This window comes from Sphingomonadaceae bacterium OTU29LAMAA1 (genome assembly GCA_024072375.1).
Taxonomy (GTDB): domain Bacteria; phylum Pseudomonadota; class Alphaproteobacteria; order Sphingomonadales; family Sphingomonadaceae; genus Sphingomonas.
The window spans coordinates 3,038,843-3,056,433 of the sequence record CP099617.1 but is presented as its reverse complement, the minus strand read 5'-3'; the positions used below and the strand labels follow the sequence as shown (position 1 = coordinate 3,056,433).

Here is a 17,591-nt window from a genome sequence, read left to right as displayed (position 1 = left end):
CTGCTCCCGCACTCGGCAGTGCCGTTCCCATCCCGCCTGCCGAGCGCGCGTTGACGACGATCGTCGCCGATCGGCCAATCCGCGTCCCTGGCGCAACCCTGGACCTCGAAGGCCCGGTGTTTCTTCCCAACGGTGATCTCCTGTTCTCCGATGTTCAGGGAAAGCGCGTGATGCGGCTGGACGGGCGTGACCGGCTCACCACGGTAGTCACGCTGGCCAGTCTGATGCCCGGCGGCATGGCGTTCTCACCTGATGGCCGTGTCTTCATCGCGGCGGCGAGCAGCACAGGGGGCGGCGCGATCATCGCGATGCGCACAGACGGCAGCGAGCAGCAGACGATCGTTCCCGAGGCAGGCGGTTTTGCCCCCAACGACATCGCGTTCGACACCAAGGGCGGCTTCTACTTCACCGACGCGCGTGGCACGGTCGGCGAGCCGGCGGGCGGGGTCTGGTATGTCGCGCCAGGCGGCACCTCCCCGGTCCCGGTCGTCCGGAATCTCGCGGTCGCTAACGTCCTCGCTCTGAGTCCGGATGGAAAGCGGTTGTGGGTCGGGGAGTTCGCCATGGGGCGGCTTTATCGGATCGACCTCAAGGACGCGGTCACGCCCGCGCCGTTCGGGGCGACGACCGCGTACCATTTCGTGGGACCTGCGCCAGACTCGATGCGCGTCGACGGGGCTGGCCGCGTCTATGTCGCGCTTTACGGGCAAGGTCGCGTTCTCGTCTTCTCGCCAGACGGTCTGCCGCTGGGACAGATTCTGCTTCCAGGCCGCGATGACGGTCGCAATCTTAACACTACCAGCATGGCGCTCCGCTCCGGCACCCGCGATCTGGTCGTCGTGGCCAGTGACGGCAAACCAGGCGGTTACGCGACCATCTTTCACGCACGCTCTTTCGAGCAGTAGATCGGCAAGGAGAAGAAACATGGATCTGAAGCGCGCAGGATCGCAGCCGTCGCAAGTGGGGCCGGCTAACTGGTTCACAGGTACGGTCCGTATCGACCCGCTGAACAGTCCGCCCGAGCCTGCGCGTCATAGCTGCGCTGCCGTGACGTTCGAGCCAGGTGCCCGCACCAACTGGCATACCCACCCGCTCGGCCAAACGCTGATCGTCACCGCCGGCTGCGGCTGGACGCAATGCGAGGGTGAGAAGGTCGTCGAAATCCGCGCGGGCGACGTGATCTGGTGTCCGCCGGGACACAAGCACTGGCACGGCGCCACCCCGACGACGGCGATGACCCATATCGCGGTCCAAGAGTCGCTGGACGGGCGCCCGGTCGACTGGCTGGAACCGGTTAGCGACGAACAATACCAGCGTTGAACGAAGACGGAGTCGGATCATGAAACATCTTCACGCTATCGCCCTACTCGTCTGCACGGCGTCCACGACCCATGCGCAAACCGTCGTTCGCGCTGGCGAAGCAGCCGCCAGGCCAGGGCCGGTCACGAATTTTACCGGAACGGTGAGCGTCCGTATGATGGCCGAGGTGATTGCGCCCGGACAGGCCGGGGCCGCGCTGGTGAGCTTCCAGCCGGGGGGCCGGACCAACTGGCACACGCATCCCGCGGGACAAATCCTCTACGTGACCGAAGGCTGCGGCTGGGTTCAGGAGGATGGCAGCCTGGTAACCCGCATCTGCAAGGGCGATACGATCCACGCGCGGCCGGGCACGAAACATTGGCACGGCGCGACGAACAGGCAGGGCATGAGCCACCTAGCGGTCACCGAGACGATCAACGGTAAGCCGGTCGACTGGCTCGAGCCTGTGACAGCAAGCCAGTATCGTGGGCCCACGGGCTAGGCGATAGCGATTGCGTGCTCGACGTCTAAGATGCACGCTACTCATCAATGTCGAATACTCGATCCAACCTTGCCGACCTGACTTACTTCCTGTCGATCGCACGGCATCGGAGCTTCCGTCTTGCGGGTCTGGAACTCGGCGTCAGCGCTTCTGCCCTGAGCCATGCGCTCAAGGGCTTGGAAGCACGTCTCGGGGTGCGCTTGCTCAACCGCACCAACCGGAGTGTCACGCTGACCGCAGCGGGAGAAGAACTGCGGGACGAGATATCCGAACCCTTCGGGAAGATCGATCAGGCGGTGGAAGGGTTGAACCGCTATCGCGACGCGCCGACTGGCCGAGTACGGCTCAACGTGGTCGCCGAAGCCGCTGCGCTGCTGTTGGCGCCGGTGCTGCCGGTGTTCGCCGAGCGTTATCCAGACATAGAGATCGACATCGCTGCGCGCGATCAGATGGTCGACGTCGTCGATGGCGGTTACGATGCCGGCATCCGACATGGCGGCACCGTTCCAGAGGACATGATCGCACAGCGGCTCTCCGCCGATCTGCGTTGGGTCGTGGCAGGATCGCCCGCCTATCTGGAGAAATTCGGCACGCCTGAAACTCCCGACGATCTTCAGCATCATCATTGCCTTGGCGTTAGGCTCGGGAATGATCGCATCTACCGATGGGAGTTCGAAGGCGCGGACGGCGAGGTCGCTTTCAGCGTGCCCAGCAAAGTCATCGTCGATGAGGGACGTGCGATGCTTGCAATGGCGCTTGCCGGCGCAGGTTTGATGTACGGCATCGAGCCTACCTTCGCCCCTTACGTCGCCCGCGAGGAATTGCGATTGGTACTTGAAGATCACGCCTCCATGGGCCCCGGTTACCACATCTACTACTCAAGTAGGCGGCAGGTGCCGACCGGCCTTCGCTTATTGATCGAGCTTGTGCGCGAGCTTCGTCCCTTGGGGCTCTGAGATCCATTTTGCATCCCGGGTGCTCAATGCTTGGAAAACCTCAGATCATCGTCGACCTCGTTGGTCATTGACTCGCAGCGAAGGTCAGTCCGATGACACGGGGATCGCTCGACGTGGCCATGATCAGGCCCCAGTTGCCAGCCGGAATCGTGACGTTCTGGACAATGTGGTCACCCCGGTTTCCGCTGGAGCAAGATGAGCGAAAGGCCGGTTTTGGGAAAGTGCGGGTCAAGCTGAACGGCAGAGACTGGGTCGGAAACCGACCGGCAGATTGCGGCTGCTCCGACCCACATCCGGACATTCGCGACGTATCTACCCTACCCCAATTTCGGCCATTCGTTCATTTTGATTGAGCGTCCAATCTTACCGGTCGGGGCAGGTCGGCGAAATTTGAGTGGTTTCAAGCTATATATACGGTCCCCCGGGGGGCGAACGTCAGCAAATTCAATTTGATTAGAGGCTTAGTAGGCGTCGGTATTCCGCCTCAGCGAACCCGTAGGTGTCACCAGCTAGGCGCAGCAGCCGATCCCGGTCACGCACGATGACGCGCCCACGCACGGAGCGAACAGCCTCATCCTCTTCGAGCTTGTGGAGTGCGTCGGTCACGCTGCTGCGGCGGACGCCGAGCATGAGCCTGAACTCCTCGTGCGTCATGCAGATGTCGTCCTCGCGTACCCGGTCGTGATAGAGCAGGATCCATCGCGCCATCCGCCGCTCGATCGAATGCGCGAGCGACGAGACGATCGTCCTGGACATCTGGGTCATGACCACGTCGACGAAGCGGAGCAGGACGGTTCGGATCGCCGGACGGTCGGCCAGTATCCTGTGCAATGCAGTGGCCGACAGCCTCATAGCCGTGCCGTGTTCGGCCCGCATCACCACGTCATGCGACCAGCGCTTGTTGCCAAGTAGCAACTGCCAACCGATGAACCCCTCGCTTCCGACCAGCGCGACCGCGTAGCGGCGGTCGCCCTCGAGTGAGTCGAGTATCGCAGCGATCCCGGTCAACGGGAAGCAGATGCTGTCTGCCGCATCGCCGGCGCGCGCGATCATGTCACCGTTGCGGAACGGCACCAGTTCCAGATGCGGCGCAAGGGCGGCGCGGTCAGCGTCATTCAAAAGACGTAGCAGCGCATTCGCCTCGCACGGCAACGCGTTGGAACTGGGGGTCCCATCCACCTTCAAAGCCTGATCATCCATGCCGCCGTCCATACTTCCGAACCTCGCTGCTCAAACGCTTGGGTCTACTTTCGTACCGAAACGCTGAGGCTCGCCAATGGTTGGGAAACAGACAGTTTCAGGAGGGACCATTGCGCAAAACCGTTCTAACGCTGATCGCCGCGTCGACCGCGATCGCAGGCATTCCAGCTCTGGCCCAGTCACCTCGCTCGATTGCCGCTCCTCCTCCGCCACCGCCGCCCGCGATATCCATGCAGCCCCCGAAAGCCGCACCCGACATGCAGTCAGTCTTGGACGCGCTCGCGTCGCTCGGCGGCAAGCCGATCGAAACGCTCACGCCTGCGGAAGCCCGCATGCAGCCCTCGGCCGCGGACGGAGCCAAGGCGGCGATGCGGAAGAAGGGAATGTCGACCGCGCCTGATTCGTCGGTGACGACGCGGGACCTGCCGTACGGCAGCGACCCCAAGCAATTCGCGCGCATCTACAAGCCGGCCGGCGCACCTGCGGGTGGCAAACCGATGCCGGTCATCGTCTACTACCACGGCGGTGGTTGGGTCATTGCCGACGTCGACACCTACGATGCCGCACCGCGGGCCATGTCGAAGGCGCTGAACGCTATCGTCGTCTCGGTCGAGTACCGCCACTCACCCGAGTTCAAGTTTCCGGCGCAGCATGATGATGCGGCTGCTGCCTATCGCTGGACGCTGCATAATGCGGCGAGCTGGGGTGGCGACCCCGCACGGATCGCGACAGTCGGCGAGAGCGCCGGCGGCAACCTCGCGGTCGCGACCGCGATCTACGCGCGCGACAACGGCCTGACGGTGCCGCGCCACATCGTCTCGGTCTATCCGATCGCGAACAGCAGTATGACGCTGCCTTCGCGGCGGGATTCGCCGAACGCCAAGCCGCTGAACACTGCCATGCTGCCGTGGTTCGGCTACTACTATCAGACGAGCAAGGCGGATGCGCAGGATCCGCGCCTGAACCTGGTCGCCGCCAACCTGCGTGGTCTGCCGCCGACGACGATCATCAACGCGCAGATCGATCCGCTACGCTCGGATGGAGAGACGCTGGCGGCCGCGATGCGGGCGGCCGGTGACAAGGTCGAGCAGAAGACCTTCCCGGGCGTGACCCATGAGTTCTTCGGCATGGCCAAGGTCGTGAACGGCGCCAAGCAGGCGAATGATCTCGCAGTCGCACGGCTGAAGACGGCGTTCGAAGCGCCAGCAACCCGCCGCTGAGCGTGACGGCGGCGGCGTCGAGCCGCCGCCTCCTTGCCGGAGAGGACCAATGACCATGACCCAGACCCCCGTCCGCTATTTTCCCGACGTCGAGGATGTTAAACCCGACGAAGCCGAGACGATCACGAAGCTCAACGAGACGTTCGACAAGATCCTTGAGACGACAGCGGAGGACTATGGTCACGCTGTACGTTCGGTCCACGCCAAGGCGCACGGTTTCCTCGATGGGGTGCTAATTGTCCATGACGGGCTTTCCCCCGAGCTGGCCCAAGGCCTGTTTGCCACCCCGGGCGAGCACAAGGTCGTCATGCGCTTCTCGACCAACGCGGGCGACATCCTGCCGGATACCATCAGCCTGCCGCGTGGTCTGGCGCTGAAGGTGATGGACGTCGACGGTGAACGCCTGCCCGGTGCCGATGGACAGACGCAGGACTTCGTCATGGTCAACGGCTCGGTGTTCCAGAACAAGACCGCCGACCAGTTCCTGGGTAACCTCAAGCTCCTGGCAGGCACCACCGACAAGCTCGAGGGCACCAAGGAAGCGATGTCCAAGGTGTTGCGCGGTGTGAACACCGTGCTCAGCGCGGTCGGGATTGAAAGCCCGAAAGTGCAGACGCTCGGCGGGGCGCCCAACTCGGATCCGCTCGGTGAGACCTACTTCAGCGTCACGCCGTTCCGTTACGGCGACTACATCGCCAAATTCGCGATCTTCCCCGTGTCCAAGGACCTGACCGATCAGACCAACACCACGATCGACGCGACTGGCCGGCCGGACGCCTTGCGGGACGTGATCCGGTCGGAAACCCAGGTGCTTGAGATGGAGTGGGAGGTACGGGTGCAACTGTGTCGCGACCTCGAGGAGCAACCGGTCGAGGACCCGACCGTCGAGTGGAAGCAGGACGATGCGCCCTTCCAGACCGTCGCGACCATTCGGGCGGCCAAGCAGGACAGCCTGACCGAGGACAAGTTTCAGAAGATCAACGAGGAGATGCGCTTCTCGATCTGGACCGGTCTTGCCGCACATCAGCCGCTCGGCAACATCAATCGGGCACGCAACGGGACCTACCGCCACTCCGCCGACTTCCGCGCCCGCGTAAACGGTTGCCCCTATCACGAGCCTGTTGGCGGTCGCGCCTGAACGGCGAAGGTGGCGTTCGGTCCCTTGACGCTGACCGTGGACAGATCGGCTTGGAGGCGAATTGGGCACTTGGCCGTTCTGAAGGCCGTTGAACCGCTGGTTTCGCAGCGACGGTGAAATGGCAGGGTCGACGAAACGTCCGCAAAGGTTTGAACCGCCAGGAGGCTGACGAATGCCGATGATTACCGCCGGCGACCTCAACATGGAGGTGTCGATTCACGGCGCGGAGGAGGGACAGCCGGTGCTCCTCCTCCATGGCTGGCCGGATGACGCTTCGACGTGGGATCAGGTGGCGCCCACACTGGCCGCGGAAGGGTTCCGCGTCATCGTCCCGACGTTGCGTGGGTTCGGCGCCACGCGTTTTCTCAACGACGATACCTCGCGAACCGGCAACAGCGCGATGCTCGCGATCGATATGATCGCGCTGCTCGACACGCTCGGCATCGACCGCTTCATGGTCGCCGGGCACGATTGGGGATCGAACACCGCCGAGGCCTTGGCCGTAGGGTGGCCCGATCGGGTAGAGCGGATGGCCATGCTGTCGACCCCGCCCCGGCTCGGCGGCATGCCTACGCCGCCGTTCGAGCAGACCCAGCGGCAATGGTATCACTGGTTCATGGCAACCGCGCGCGGGGCGGAGGCGGTACGTGCGGACTGGCGCGGGTTCACCCATCTGCATTGGGTCAACTGGTCGCCACCGGGATGGTTCGACGAGGCGACGTTCGACCGTGTCGCCCGGTCGTTCGACAATTCCGACTGGGTCGACGTGACGCTCCACAGCTATCGCGCACGCTGGGGCGAAGCGGAACCCGATCCACGAAGCGCCTGGCTGGAGAACAAGGTCAAGGCGACCAAGACGTTGTCGCTGCCGACGCTCTACATCCACGGCGATGCCGACGGCGTGAACCCTCCCTCGACCGCGAAGGACGTGCGAGCGAAATTCGCCGGGCCGTTCGCGCGCATCACCATGACCGGGGTCGGCCACTTCCCGCAGCGGGAGAACCCGCAAGCGGTGGTGCGCCACCTCCTTACCCTCTTCGCCGGCAATCCCGCCGTGCTCACCGATGTCACCGATAGGAACCTGTCCATGAAGAAAGCCGCCCCCTATGCCGCCGGGATTGCCGCCATCGGCTTGGTCGCCGCTGCCGCAGCCGGCGTTGCCCATGCCCAGGGACGCAGCGCACAGCTGACGCAGGTGGCGCAGTTCGATCATCAGGCGACCGGCGTGGCGGTGACCGAGGATGGACGGCGCTTCGTCAACTTCCCCCGCTGGACCGACGACGCGCCTATCTCCGTCGCCGAAGTGATGAAGGACGGATCCTTACGCCCCTATCCCGACGCCAAGTGGAACAGCTGGCGCAACGCCCGCGCCAACGAACTGCCGGTCGGTGAATATTTCGTCTGCGTGCAGTCGATCGTGCCCGATGGTCACGGCAATCTCTGGGTGCTCGATCCCGGCGCGCCGGGGAACGAGAAGATCCTCGAAGGCGCGCCCAAGCTCGTCCGCATCGATCTGGCGTCGAACACGGTGACGAAGACGATCCTGGTTCCCGGCGACGTCGCGCTGCAGGGCACGTATCTCAATGACATCCGCTTCTCGCCCGACGGCAAGACCGGCTACATCACCGACAGCGGCACGCGCGGCGCGATCATCGTCGTCGACCTGGAAAGCGGCAAGAGCCACCGCGCGCTCGATGGGCACGCCTCGACGCAGATCGACAAGACGGTGAAGGTTACGCTCGACGGCAAGCCGTTGGTCCGCCCCGATGGCCGGCAGCCCGCCTTCGCCGCCGATGGCATCGCCATCTCCAAGGACGGCAAGACGCTCTTCTATCAGGCGCTGACCGGAAAGACGCTCTATTCGATCGACACCGCGAAGCTGCGATCAGACGTCAGCGAGGCCGATAGGGCGGCAGCGGTGAAGACGGTCGCGCAGACCCACGTCGCTGATGGTCTGTGGATGAGTAAGGCAGGCGTGCTCTACCTGACCTCGCCCACTGACTATGCGATCAAGCGTCTGAACGGAGCGACCGTTGAGACAGTGCTGACCGATCGCCGGCTGCGTTGGCCCGACACCTTCTCGGAAGGGCGCGACGGGACGATGTACGTCACCGCCAGCCATATACAGGACACCAACTGGTTCACGCCCGGCGCACCGCCGTCGATCAAGACGCAGCTGTTCTCCTTCGCTCCCGCCAAGTGATCGGACATCCCATGACCTATCTTCGCTATTCGCCCGATGTCGAAACACGAGAGCCCGACGAACAGGAGAGCACCGACGGCATCATCCAGGGCATGACCCAGGAGAGCCAGACGGTCGAGAAGCGCGACGGGCACGCGGTGCGGGCGAGCCACGCCAAGAGCACGGCGTGCGTGATCGGCAAGCTCATCGTCGCGCCCGGATTGCCGCCCGAGCTCGCACAGGGCCTGTTCGCGGAACCTGGCACGTTCGATGTCGCCGTCCGCTTCGCGCAAGGACCCGGTGAGAAGCTCGGCGATCGCGTCTCGACCCATCGCGGCATGTCTATCAAGGTGTTCGGCGTCGAGGGCGCGAAGCTGCCCGGCCATGATGCGCCAACGCAGGACTTCGTCCTTGCCAGCGGCACGACCTTTCCGGCGGGGACCGCCGCCGGCTTCCTTTCCCAGGCCAAGAAGATCGGCCTGACGGTTCCGATGCCTGAGGGGGTGAAAAGCGCGGCCGCTTCCGTCGCTCGCAACATCAACAAGGTGCTGAACGCCGTCGGCGCGGGTCCAAGTCCGACGCTGGACTTCTACGGCCATCCCTTCAGCCACCCGCTGGTCGAGGAATATTTCAGCCAATGCCCGGTGCGCTTCGGCGACCATGTCGCCAAGATCGGGGCGTTTCCCGTTGCAGCCGAGCAAAAGGCACTCGCCGATTGGCAGCTCGACCCTCATCAGGACGAGGATGGCTTCCGCCATGCCGCGGTGGATTATTTCGAGGGCAACGATGCGGCGTTCGAGCTTCGGGCGCAGCTGTGGACCGATGCCGAGACGCAGCCCATCGAGGACACCTCCGTCGACTGGCCGACGAGCGAAAGCCCGTATCGCACCGTCGCCACGATCCGACTGCCGCGGCAGTCAGCCTATGGTCCCGACCGCGTCCGCTACTTCGACGAGGTGATGACGTTCCGCCCGGCCCACAGTCTGGAAGTGCATCGCCCGCTCGGCGGCGTGATGCGCGCGCGCATGCAGGTCTACCAGGCGCTCAGCGACTTCCGCCACCGAGAGAACGGCATTGCCGCCGCGAACACCGCCGACATCCGGGACATTCCAGCCTAAGCTGAACGCCAGTGCTGACGATAGTGAAAGGACAATCATGAAGTTCGAAGGCAAGCACGACGTTCAGGCGGAGAATGCGTAATGGCGCGCTTTTCCAACAAGGTCATCGTCATCACCGGTGCCGCCTCGGGGATCGGTGAAGGCGCCGCGCGCCGCTTCGCTGAGGAAGGCGCAACGCTGGTGTTAGGCGACATCGACAAGGCCGCGCTCGACAAGCTGGCGGGCGAGCTGCACGGCACAGTCGAAACCCGCGAGATCGACGTGTCGGACCGCGCGGCATGTGAAGCTCTCGTCCAGGCTGCGATCGATCGCTTCAGTCGGATCGACGTGCTGGTCAACGACGCCGGCGTCGATCATCTGGGCAAAGTCGACGAGGGCGACTTCTCTGAATTCACCAAGGTGATCGAAACCGATCTCTATGGTGTCGTCCACATGAGCCGCGCGGCGATCGCGCACCTGCGGCAATCCAAGGGCTGCATCGTCAACGTGTCGTCAGTGTCGGGCCTGGGTGGCGACTGGAACCACAGCTTCTACTGCGCGGCGAAGGGGGCGGTCAGCAACTTTACCCGCGCGCTGGCAATGGACGAGGCGAAGCACGGCGTCCGCGTCAACGCGGTCAATCCGTCGCTCACCTACACTGCGCTGACCGCGGGCATGAAGAAACAGCCTGAGCTGATTGCCAAGTTCGAAGAGCGTATTCCGATGGGCCGCGGTGCCCAGCCCGCCGATATCTCGGGGGCGATCGCGTTCTTGGCGAGCGACGATGCGCATTACGTGACGGGCGTGAATCTGCCGGTTGATGGCGGGCTGACCGCGTCAAACGGGCAACCGCCGCTGTCTTAATGAATGTGAGGCGGGCCCTTGCGCCCGCCCACTATTCAGGATTGGACCGTGCCGCTGGTGCCAGATTCATCACGGGCAAATTGCTCATGCCAATGGAGTCACGTCGCAGCAATTTGACCCACTTTCAGTCATTCAGCGACCTCACGACCAGACCCGAAGCCAGCCATTCGTTCATGTGAATATGTGGATCGCATTGGCGAGCCAGCAGACGCTGGACGGGCTTAGATTGTGGCCATTGTCGTCAGGCCGCTATCATGCGTCTATGTGCATATAGCCGACGTGAGCAGACCCCTCCCGCAGGTGCTGTCAGTCTAATGCGCACTGCTCTCCAGACGATGCACCCGGGTCTTTGAAGGTAGCAGCTTAGCTGGCGAGCACCTGCCACTCCGCCAGGGCGGCGGAGCGTCTTTCCCGGTAAGTTTGTCGGTCGATGAGGTGGCGTTCCAGGTTGAAGTGGTTGTGGACGTTGGCGTGAACAGAGGCGAACTTCTGCAGCGTCTTCATCTGCCGGAACCTGAGCATTGCCCGCTCTCGTTGTCGGAACGGCAGGTGCGAGTTCTCCACCCGGTTGTTGGCCCAGCGTCCCACCTCCTGCTTCTCGCGATTGCCCAGCTCGTTCATCGCGGCGCCGTAGCTGCGCAAGCCATCCGTCGTGATGCCGTCGGGTGAACCGTGCCGCTTGAGCGCCTTCTTCATGAAAGTAAGCGCAGCAGCCTTGTCCCGCGTTTTGGTGACGTAGCTTTCCAACACCTCACCCTCATGTTCGACCGCTCGCCACAGGTAGACCATCTCGCCGTTCAGCTTCACATACATCTCTTCGGGGTGCCATCGCCAGTGGCGGAACCCCCGCATGCGGCTGACCCGCTGAAGGCGAATGTCGCCTGCGAACAGCGGACCAAACCTGTTCCCCCACAGCCTGACCGTCTCGTGGCAGATGTCGATCCCGCGCTCGAACAGCAGATCCTCCACATTCCGCAAGCTCAGCGGAAAGCGCACGTACATCAGCACCACCAGCCGGATCACCTCCGGCGAGGAGTTGAAACAGCGAAACGGCGAGGCTGGCTTGCGGGCGCGGGCATGCCCCCGCCTTACTCCGTTCAGCGCATCAGGACACCCGGTGCATTTGGTTTGACGGAGCCCGCACGGCGACACTACGCCGTGTCCTGCTTCTCACCCGCCCTACTTTTGCCCCCCGCCCCCCTCGCTCGGGTGCGCGCCAACTCCTCGCGGGTCGCTTGGAGGCTACCACGCAAGTCCGCCATCTCGGCGAGATGGACTTGTAGCGCCTCCCGCTGGCTTTGAACGGCCGCGCGAATCACATCCGTCTCTCGCTTGACATCCGCGAGCCGTTCCCGCGCGCTCGCAATTTCGTCGTCTATGTTCATAGGCACCTTACAAACAGCGCCACCGTACTGTCAGGCGGCACGTTGCTGAGCAACATCCTCGATTAGTCCATCCAGTTCGTTCGCCCAGACTTGGAAGAGCCGGGCGCGTAGCGCGATCTGGACGGGCAGCTGCGGCCGCAGACAGGGGAAATGTGATGTTTGGTATGTTGTTGAATTAAGTCAGCCACCCTGTACCTCTCTCTTGCGCATTGATCGCTGGAAGGGGGGGGAATGGACGAGCAACCAGCTCCCGGGGGAGCGACCGCATCCGTCGACCACCTGCGCGGCATAAACGATGTGCCAGCTACCTTAGTAGACTATCGGCGTAACAGGCTCATCCAGCTAGAAGGACAGCCCGCTAAATTCCTGTTTCACGTGGTCAGTGGTTGGGTCGCTGGATCTGCGGTATTGTCGAGCGGAAGCCGGCAAATAACTGCGCTCTACCTGCCCGGCGACCTAATAGGCGTCGATGACCTCTTTAAGACTGAGATTTCCGAAACTCTTAGCGCGATCAGCAAGACCATGCTCCGGCGCATCGACATCGAACATGTTCGCAATGCTATCGCTATAGATGGCGCGCTTGCGGTTTCGATCCTGCGCATCAGCGTCGAGAGGACGGCAGCTATCAAGACGCAGCTTACGTCAATCGGGCGAACGGGAGCAACGTCGCGACTGGCCGCATTTTTTGCAAATCTCGCGGTCCGACTTGGCTGTAAGCCACACGCGATGAATTTTACGATCGACCTCCCTTTAACCCAGGAGGATATTGGCGATGCAATCGGCCTCACCTCTGTTCATGTGAACCGGACTCTGCAGCGGCTTGTCACAGACGGTCTGATAACGCGCACCAGCCCCTACGTGACCATCGTGGATCTGGACAGGCTGAGACTGTGCAGTGACCTGCCCCGACAGCGGAACTTTGGCTAGCAGTTCCGGACGCGGCGGAGAATTCCTCCGCCGTGCGCACGAAAATCCGCCACTTTCGAGAGCTTAGTACCCACCGAGAAGCCGGACGATACCCACATGTACGACCTCTACGGACAGGATACCAAAGGTGAGCTCGGTCCTTCGGGCCACTCACGCGGGGAACGCCATGCCGGACGTTGATCGCCAGCTCGCAAATCTCGCGCTCCAGATCCGCGCGATCGACGAGCTCAAGGGAGAAACGCTCGAGCCATCCTTTCGCGCATATATCGACCTCATGGTGGAGGAGCTGCGTGATATGATTGATGAGCTCGTCGCGGTTTGTGATCCTACGCCATCCAGCTTTCAATGGTGGCTGGACTGGCGAGATGCGCATCAAAAGCCTTGAAATACACTACGCGGCGTTAGCGGTTCTCGCAGGCCAGGGCCCCGCGTATCGCCCAAGCTGCCCACGCAGAGAAGCACTTAGACTGGCGCGTTTGCCCCAGTATCACACGTCGGCTTTCCACCCGATGCCGGACATAACAGCGGCAAAGATGGCCCCGTCCCGTACGGCGTCATTGCCACGCCATTCATCAGGAATTGTCCTCGCTTTGCGTTTATCAAACCTCCTCTGGAAGTGGGGCGTCTCATTGCTCATAGCGGCGGTTGCCCTCGCGACGCCCGCCGTTGCTGCTCATCGCGACACCGCGGAGATCCAGTTGCAGAAGGCGTTGGTCGGACGTGTGGCTGGCAAGCCGACGAACTGCATCACGCTGTCCAGCGTCAACTCGACCCAGATCATCGATGGTAGGGCGATCCTCTACCGGGATGGCAGTCGGCTGTACGTCAACGAACCTCGTTCGGGCGCCGAGTCGCTGCGCGACGACGACATTCTGTTCACGCGAACTTTCGGCTCGCAGCTGTGCAGCATCGATACCGTTCGATTGATCGACCGCGGCTCTCGCTTCCCGCGGGGCTTCGTGTCGCTAGGGCAGTTCGTTCCGTACACGAAGGTGAAGAGTCCGGCTTGATCGAGACCGTGCCGGAATGGGATCGAACGCCCGCGTCGCCTCTGCTGACACGTTGCTCTAGGTCAACTCCGTCGTCATTGTTGCGCAACGCTCTGCCCGGTTGCTCGTCACTCCCGCCGGCAGAGCGACAAGCGCCACCGATGAACTATTCTGCCGCCAAGCGTTAGGCACTTATGCAAGATGACGATCCCGCTGAAGTCGCGTTTGCGGACGGCGAGAACAATGGACAGCACCTGCCGTCCACTGCTGGGGATTGCCCGTTTGATGTCGACCAGATGCCGCTCAGGCAGCGCTGGCTTGACGGGTTCAGTGCCGGGCGCATCAGATTGAATGCGGCGCAGCCAGTTGGTTCGTTCGATAAGGAAGATAGTCCGGAGGCGCAGACCGACAGGCCACCAGCAGTGGAAGGGCGATAGCTCAGGCTGGAGGCCCACCAGAATCAGCGACTAGCCGTATGATGCGGGAACTACGCATCGTTCTGTCCGCTTGAGCCTTCCCAGTGCGATCATGCGCGCGGAGACGGAGCCAGGATATGTCACTGAAAGATGTCGTTGATGGTGCTGCCAGCGCTGTCGGTTCTGTTGCTGCGGTCGCAGCTGATCCGATCGACCCGAATACAGAGCGGTCCGCGTTGCTCGATAAGCTGCATCAGGCTCGCACCGCGTTTGACGTGAAACAGTCCACGCAGGCCGGCGGCCAGTGGCTCTCTGCCGATGACGCTGGGCGCGTGGCATTCACACCTACCCGTCCGGATGGCCAGCAGATGGTGATTGGCGGACAGGCCGTCACGTTCTGGCAGGTGGAACAGCTTCCGGCGGTGCTCGACGCCTTCGAAGCGGCAATCAAGGCCGGTGAACTTGATCCGCAGCTTACCGGATCGACCCCCGCCGGGCACTCGCTGCCGCTGGATCGTCTCTCGCAGCGGTGAGCTAGACGGCGATCGCGGCGTCAGACATCGCGATCGTCTGCATCCTCAACATCCACGGTGACGTGGACGTCGTCACCACCCGGCTTGCCGATCGTCTTGGTGACGTCCTTGCCATCCTTGGTGACGTCGAGCGTTCCAGTCACACCGATCTCATCGAGCGCGGCCTGAACCGCGGTCGCGACGTCTTTGGCATTAGCCATGGTGATCTCAATGGAATGGCGGGACCGAGGTTCGCTCCGCCGTGTGCCTAAGCCCTAGCATGGGTGGGATCGACAATGAACGAGATAACGTCGTGTCCGAAAAGCTAGGCCTTGCTGCGGGTCGGAAACATCGGTCCCCGCACCGTCATCTTGTCGGACGGGTACGGCTGCTGAAGCGCCACCACATCGTCGTAGCTGCCGTGGAGCCATCGATCCCAATCCGCCTCATGCAGAATGGTGATCATCGCCTTGGGGTGAATCGGGGCGACCAGCTCATTCGGATCGCACGTGACCATCGTGAACCCTGCGCCCTTCGCGGTCTGCTGCCAGAACCCGGCGACGGCGAACACCGGCTGCTCCGGCACGTCGAACCACATCTCACCTTTGATAGGCCGGCCTTCACCCACCTTGTGCTTGTCGGGCGTCCATTCGCAGAACTCGGTCAGCGGCACGAGGCATCGATTGTGCGGCTCGGCAGCCAGTCGCCGCCACTGCGGCAGGCCCAGATTGCGGACGTTGGTCATAGGCCACGCAGCGCCCCCGCCGAGGACATCCCACAGCATGAGGTCGACGGCGCGGCGGCCGCTCTCTTCGCGGACGACGAACGCCTTGCCGGGGTTCGGGAACAGCTCAACCTGATCCTTGTTCGGCCGGACTACGTCCTGTGCCCAGCTCGCACCGAAGCGTTCGAACAGTGTCTCGGGTTCGCTCGACAGGCGGGCTCGGTTGCACGTGCGGTTAGCCTTAGCAGATCATGCTTCGAGATCGTCATCGTCGTCATTGGCGGAGCTTTGGGCAGCACCACGAGCAGCCAGGATCGTGTTCAGCTGCTTCTTGATGCTCATACCCGAGACGTGGCTCAAGACGTTTGGGTAGCCCTCCCTCAGCAGCTGCTCGCGAATATCGTTCACAGAGTGGCAGGGACCCGCACGAGCTAGCTGGAAAGCGCGCTCAACGGTGCTGATCTCGGAACCTTCGGTCAATATATTGCTCCCGGCGGTGGTCTTTAATTGACCGCGAAAATGTATTCGGCGATCAGCGCAGCCGCCAGCGTATGCCCCAGGCGATCCGCTTCGATGAGCGCTTCGTCGAGCAATGCGAGCAAATGCCCTGCATCCAATTGGCTCGTCATCCGCATCTCCATGTGGCATTGCACTGGTGCCGCGACCGGGGTTTGTATACCTCCTGCCACTTGGCTCCTATCCGCAATCGTATTGATCTGGGGCGAAATATGGCGTCGTTTGGAAGCTGCCTCGATCTTGCAAAGACGCAAGTCGCTCTACGTGCGCTCCGCTACGGTCACTTCCCTGCCGACATCTTCGACGAATATGCCTGGGACATGATGCTTCATATGTACATTGCCGCTTTGCGGCACCAACCGATGTACGTCGATAATGCGGTTAACTTAACATCTAAGAACAAGGCCGTTGGAGATCGGTGGATCAAGCACTTGTCGGCAGAGGGTATGATAGACGTTGATGGCGAAATCATAGCGTCGACCGATGCAGCCATGAAGCGGATGAACACATACCACGAAGAGGCCCTGAAGGCGGTTCAGTGATGTTTATAGCTGGCGAATAGCCGTCCGCGAGCAAAAGCATAATTACCGTGGCTTTGTAGATAGTCTGGCAACGCTGAAGCCGGAAAGCCATGCGAACCGCTCGGCGAGCCCTTCGCCGCGACTGAACGGACATTCGGCTGGCAGCCCTGACGTCGTCCTGCCGGTCTTCATGCCTGCATCATATGCGGCGCGCAGAAGTGGATCAGCAATCACGGCGCCTTAACCTGCCGCAATGCCTAAAGTGTCCGGGGATTCGACTCGTGATGAAATAGGGCGCACGGCCACTGGATGCCGGGCGCCGTCACCAGATACCGAAATGCAGACGACCGATGGCCGGTCGGCGGCGTAATGCGATTCTGTGCACGTCAGGACGCAGAATTGTTATATGTCGATGTCGACTCTAGAGAGTGGCAGGGCCTGCTGGATGTTTATGGAAATATTGAGCAGGCAATAGTCTGCCTAGAGACAGCAGCCGGTCAACACGAGCGAGTGCCTTTTGAGCACGGCAGCGGCAGCCAAATCATCGTCCAGCTGAGCACTGATAATGCGTAGATCATGATCGCTATAGGTCAGCCTCTACATCGCAACACAACGTGCAAGACAATGAATTGGAAACACCGATGTCACGAGCCCTGAATGTCACCGCAACAGAGACTGAGGTTAAGATTGCAGCGGAGGACAACAACGCCCCGATCAGCGCGATCGAGACCATCTTCTCGGGCGGTACGCGTGTTGTGTTTATGAATGGAGCTGACGCCGAGCGTATGCGTCGCATCTTCAAGGATCGGATGGTGGTGGGTGCGGTCACACGCTCAAGGTGGGTGCGCAACACCTGATCCCTGCCTGATCGCCGCGGCTCATCCTTCCGTTCCAGAACGGATGAAAATACCTGTCGCTGTTCTGATCGAGGTTGCTCAACTTGATAACCCATCAACGCTGGACCCAGACTGACATCACGGCCTTGCGCACGCGGCACGCAGCCGCTGAGTCGGTGCACATAATTGCGGATGCGCTGCGACGAACACCGGAAAACGTGGCCACCATGATGGCGCGGCTGCGATTGCGGGCCAGCAGATAATGCAGTTCCTTGTCCCGTGGGCAGCGAGCCGATGGTGGCATCTG

21 protein-coding genes are annotated in these 17,591 nt (G+C 62.2%); 16 read left to right on the top strand and 5 right to left on the bottom strand.

From position 1 onward, the window contains the following. Positions 1-50 precede the first annotated feature (50 nt). The 4 genes from NF699_14865 to NF699_14850 all read left to right on the top strand — a co-directional run bounded on the left by NF699_14865 (position 51) and on the right by NF699_14850 (position 2,757). Positions 51-905: an SMP-30/gluconolactonase/LRE family protein gene (locus tag NF699_14865; protein USU04311.1), complete on the top strand. Its 855-nt coding sequence runs from the start codon at positions 51-53 to the stop codon at positions 903-905. 19 nt (positions 906-924) lie between these two features. Continuing rightward, positions 925-1,320: a cupin domain-containing protein gene (locus NF699_14860; protein USU04310.1), complete on the top strand. Its 396-nt coding sequence runs from the start codon at positions 925-927 to the stop codon at positions 1,318-1,320. Positions 1,321-1,462: 142 nt separating this feature from the next. Next, on the top strand, positions 1,463-1,801 hold the full coding sequence (locus tag NF699_14855) for a cupin domain-containing protein (protein USU04309.1): 339 nt from the start codon (positions 1,463-1,465) through the stop codon (positions 1,799-1,801). 47 nt (positions 1,802-1,848) lie between these two features. Next, positions 1,849-2,757 carry a LysR family transcriptional regulator gene (locus NF699_14850; GenBank protein ID USU04308.1) on the top strand — a complete coding sequence of 303 codons (909 nt, stop codon included), beginning with the start codon at positions 1,849-1,851 and terminating at the stop codon, positions 2,755-2,757. A 453-nt stretch (positions 2,758-3,210) separates the two neighbouring features. Here NF699_14850 and NF699_14845 read toward each other — a convergent pair whose 3' ends face one another. After that, positions 3,211-3,969: a Crp/Fnr family transcriptional regulator gene (locus NF699_14845; GenBank protein USU04307.1), complete on the bottom strand. Its 759-nt coding sequence runs from the start codon at positions 3,967-3,969 to the stop codon at positions 3,211-3,213. Between the two features lie 98 nt (positions 3,970-4,067). Here NF699_14845 and NF699_14840 point away from each other — a divergent pair, with 98 nt between their 5' ends. The 5 genes from NF699_14840 to NF699_14820 all read left to right on the top strand — a co-directional run bounded on the left by NF699_14840 (position 4,068) and on the right by NF699_14820 (position 10,458). Continuing rightward, positions 4,068-5,177, top strand: a complete 1,110-nt coding sequence (locus NF699_14840; protein USU04306.1) for an alpha/beta hydrolase — start codon at positions 4,068-4,070, stop codon at positions 5,175-5,177. Positions 5,178-5,232: 55 nt separating this feature from the next. Continuing rightward, the gene (locus NF699_14835; protein USU04305.1) at positions 5,233-6,315 is read left to right on the top strand and encodes a catalase family protein; all 1,083 of its coding nucleotides are present in this window, start codon (positions 5,233-5,235) and stop codon (positions 6,313-6,315) included. Between the two features lie 172 nt (positions 6,316-6,487). Further along, positions 6,488-8,518: an alpha/beta fold hydrolase gene (locus NF699_14830; GenBank protein USU04304.1), complete on the top strand. Its 2,031-nt coding sequence runs from the start codon at positions 6,488-6,490 to the stop codon at positions 8,516-8,518. Between the two features lie 11 nt (positions 8,519-8,529). Beyond that, complete coding sequence (locus tag NF699_14825; GenBank protein ID USU04303.1) at positions 8,530-9,615, top strand: catalase family protein; 1,086 nt, start codon at positions 8,530-8,532, stop codon at positions 9,613-9,615. Positions 9,616-9,696: 81 nt separating this feature from the next. Further along, positions 9,697-10,458 (top strand): SDR family oxidoreductase, encoded by a 762-nt coding sequence (locus NF699_14820; protein ID USU04302.1) that lies wholly within the window; start codon positions 9,697-9,699, stop codon positions 10,456-10,458. A gap of 363 nt (positions 10,459-10,821) precedes the next feature. On the opposite strand, the gene NF699_14815 is transcribed toward NF699_14820, so the two are convergent. Beyond that, complete coding sequence (locus NF699_14815) at positions 10,822-11,481, bottom strand: IS6 family transposase (protein ID USU04301.1); 660 nt, start codon at positions 11,479-11,481, stop codon at positions 10,822-10,824. 593 nt (positions 11,482-12,074) lie between these two features. Between NF699_14815 and NF699_14810 the strand changes: the two genes are divergently transcribed. The 5 genes from NF699_14810 (at position 12,075) to NF699_14790 (ending at position 14,708) form a co-directional block, all read left to right on the top strand. Then, positions 12,075-12,770, top strand: coding sequence for a Crp/Fnr family transcriptional regulator (locus NF699_14810; protein USU04300.1), 696 nt, complete (start codon positions 12,075-12,077; stop codon positions 12,768-12,770). 166 nt (positions 12,771-12,936) lie between these two features. Continuing rightward, positions 12,937-13,155 (top strand): hypothetical protein, encoded by a 219-nt coding sequence (locus NF699_14805; GenBank protein ID USU04299.1) that lies wholly within the window; start codon positions 12,937-12,939, stop codon positions 13,153-13,155. 148 nt (positions 13,156-13,303) lie between these two features. After that, positions 13,304-13,780, top strand: coding sequence for a hypothetical protein (locus NF699_14800; protein USU04298.1), 477 nt, complete (start codon positions 13,304-13,306; stop codon positions 13,778-13,780). A gap of 173 nt (positions 13,781-13,953) precedes the next feature. Beyond that, a complete protein-coding gene (locus tag NF699_14795; protein USU04297.1) occupies positions 13,954-14,196 on the top strand; it encodes a hypothetical protein in 243 nt (80 codons plus the stop codon). Between the two features lie 116 nt (positions 14,197-14,312). Next, positions 14,313-14,708, top strand: coding sequence for a hypothetical protein (locus NF699_14790; protein USU04296.1), 396 nt, complete (start codon positions 14,313-14,315; stop codon positions 14,706-14,708). A gap of 20 nt (positions 14,709-14,728) precedes the next feature. Here NF699_14790 and NF699_14785 read toward each other — a convergent pair whose 3' ends face one another. From NF699_14785 to NF699_14775, 3 genes are all read right to left on the bottom strand, one after another. Then, on the bottom strand, positions 14,729-14,908 hold the full coding sequence (locus tag NF699_14785) for a hypothetical protein (GenBank protein ID USU04295.1): 180 nt from the start codon (positions 14,906-14,908) through the stop codon (positions 14,729-14,731). A gap of 104 nt (positions 14,909-15,012) precedes the next feature. After that, complete coding sequence (locus NF699_14780; protein ID USU07113.1) at positions 15,013-15,624, bottom strand: SOS response-associated peptidase family protein; 612 nt, start codon at positions 15,622-15,624, stop codon at positions 15,013-15,015. A gap of 36 nt (positions 15,625-15,660) precedes the next feature. Then, a complete protein-coding gene (locus tag NF699_14775) occupies positions 15,661-15,891 on the bottom strand; it encodes a hypothetical protein (protein ID USU04294.1) in 231 nt (76 codons plus the stop codon). A 209-nt stretch (positions 15,892-16,100) separates the two neighbouring features. Here NF699_14775 and NF699_14770 point away from each other — a divergent pair, with 209 nt between their 5' ends. Beyond that, a complete protein-coding gene (locus NF699_14770; protein USU04293.1) occupies positions 16,101-16,469 on the top strand; it encodes a hypothetical protein in 369 nt (122 codons plus the stop codon). Between the two features lie 593 nt (positions 16,470-17,062). Beyond that, positions 17,063-17,305 (top strand): hypothetical protein, encoded by a 243-nt coding sequence (locus tag NF699_14765; protein ID USU04292.1) that lies wholly within the window; start codon positions 17,063-17,065, stop codon positions 17,303-17,305. The last annotated feature ends 286 nt before the right edge of the window (positions 17,306-17,591 follow it).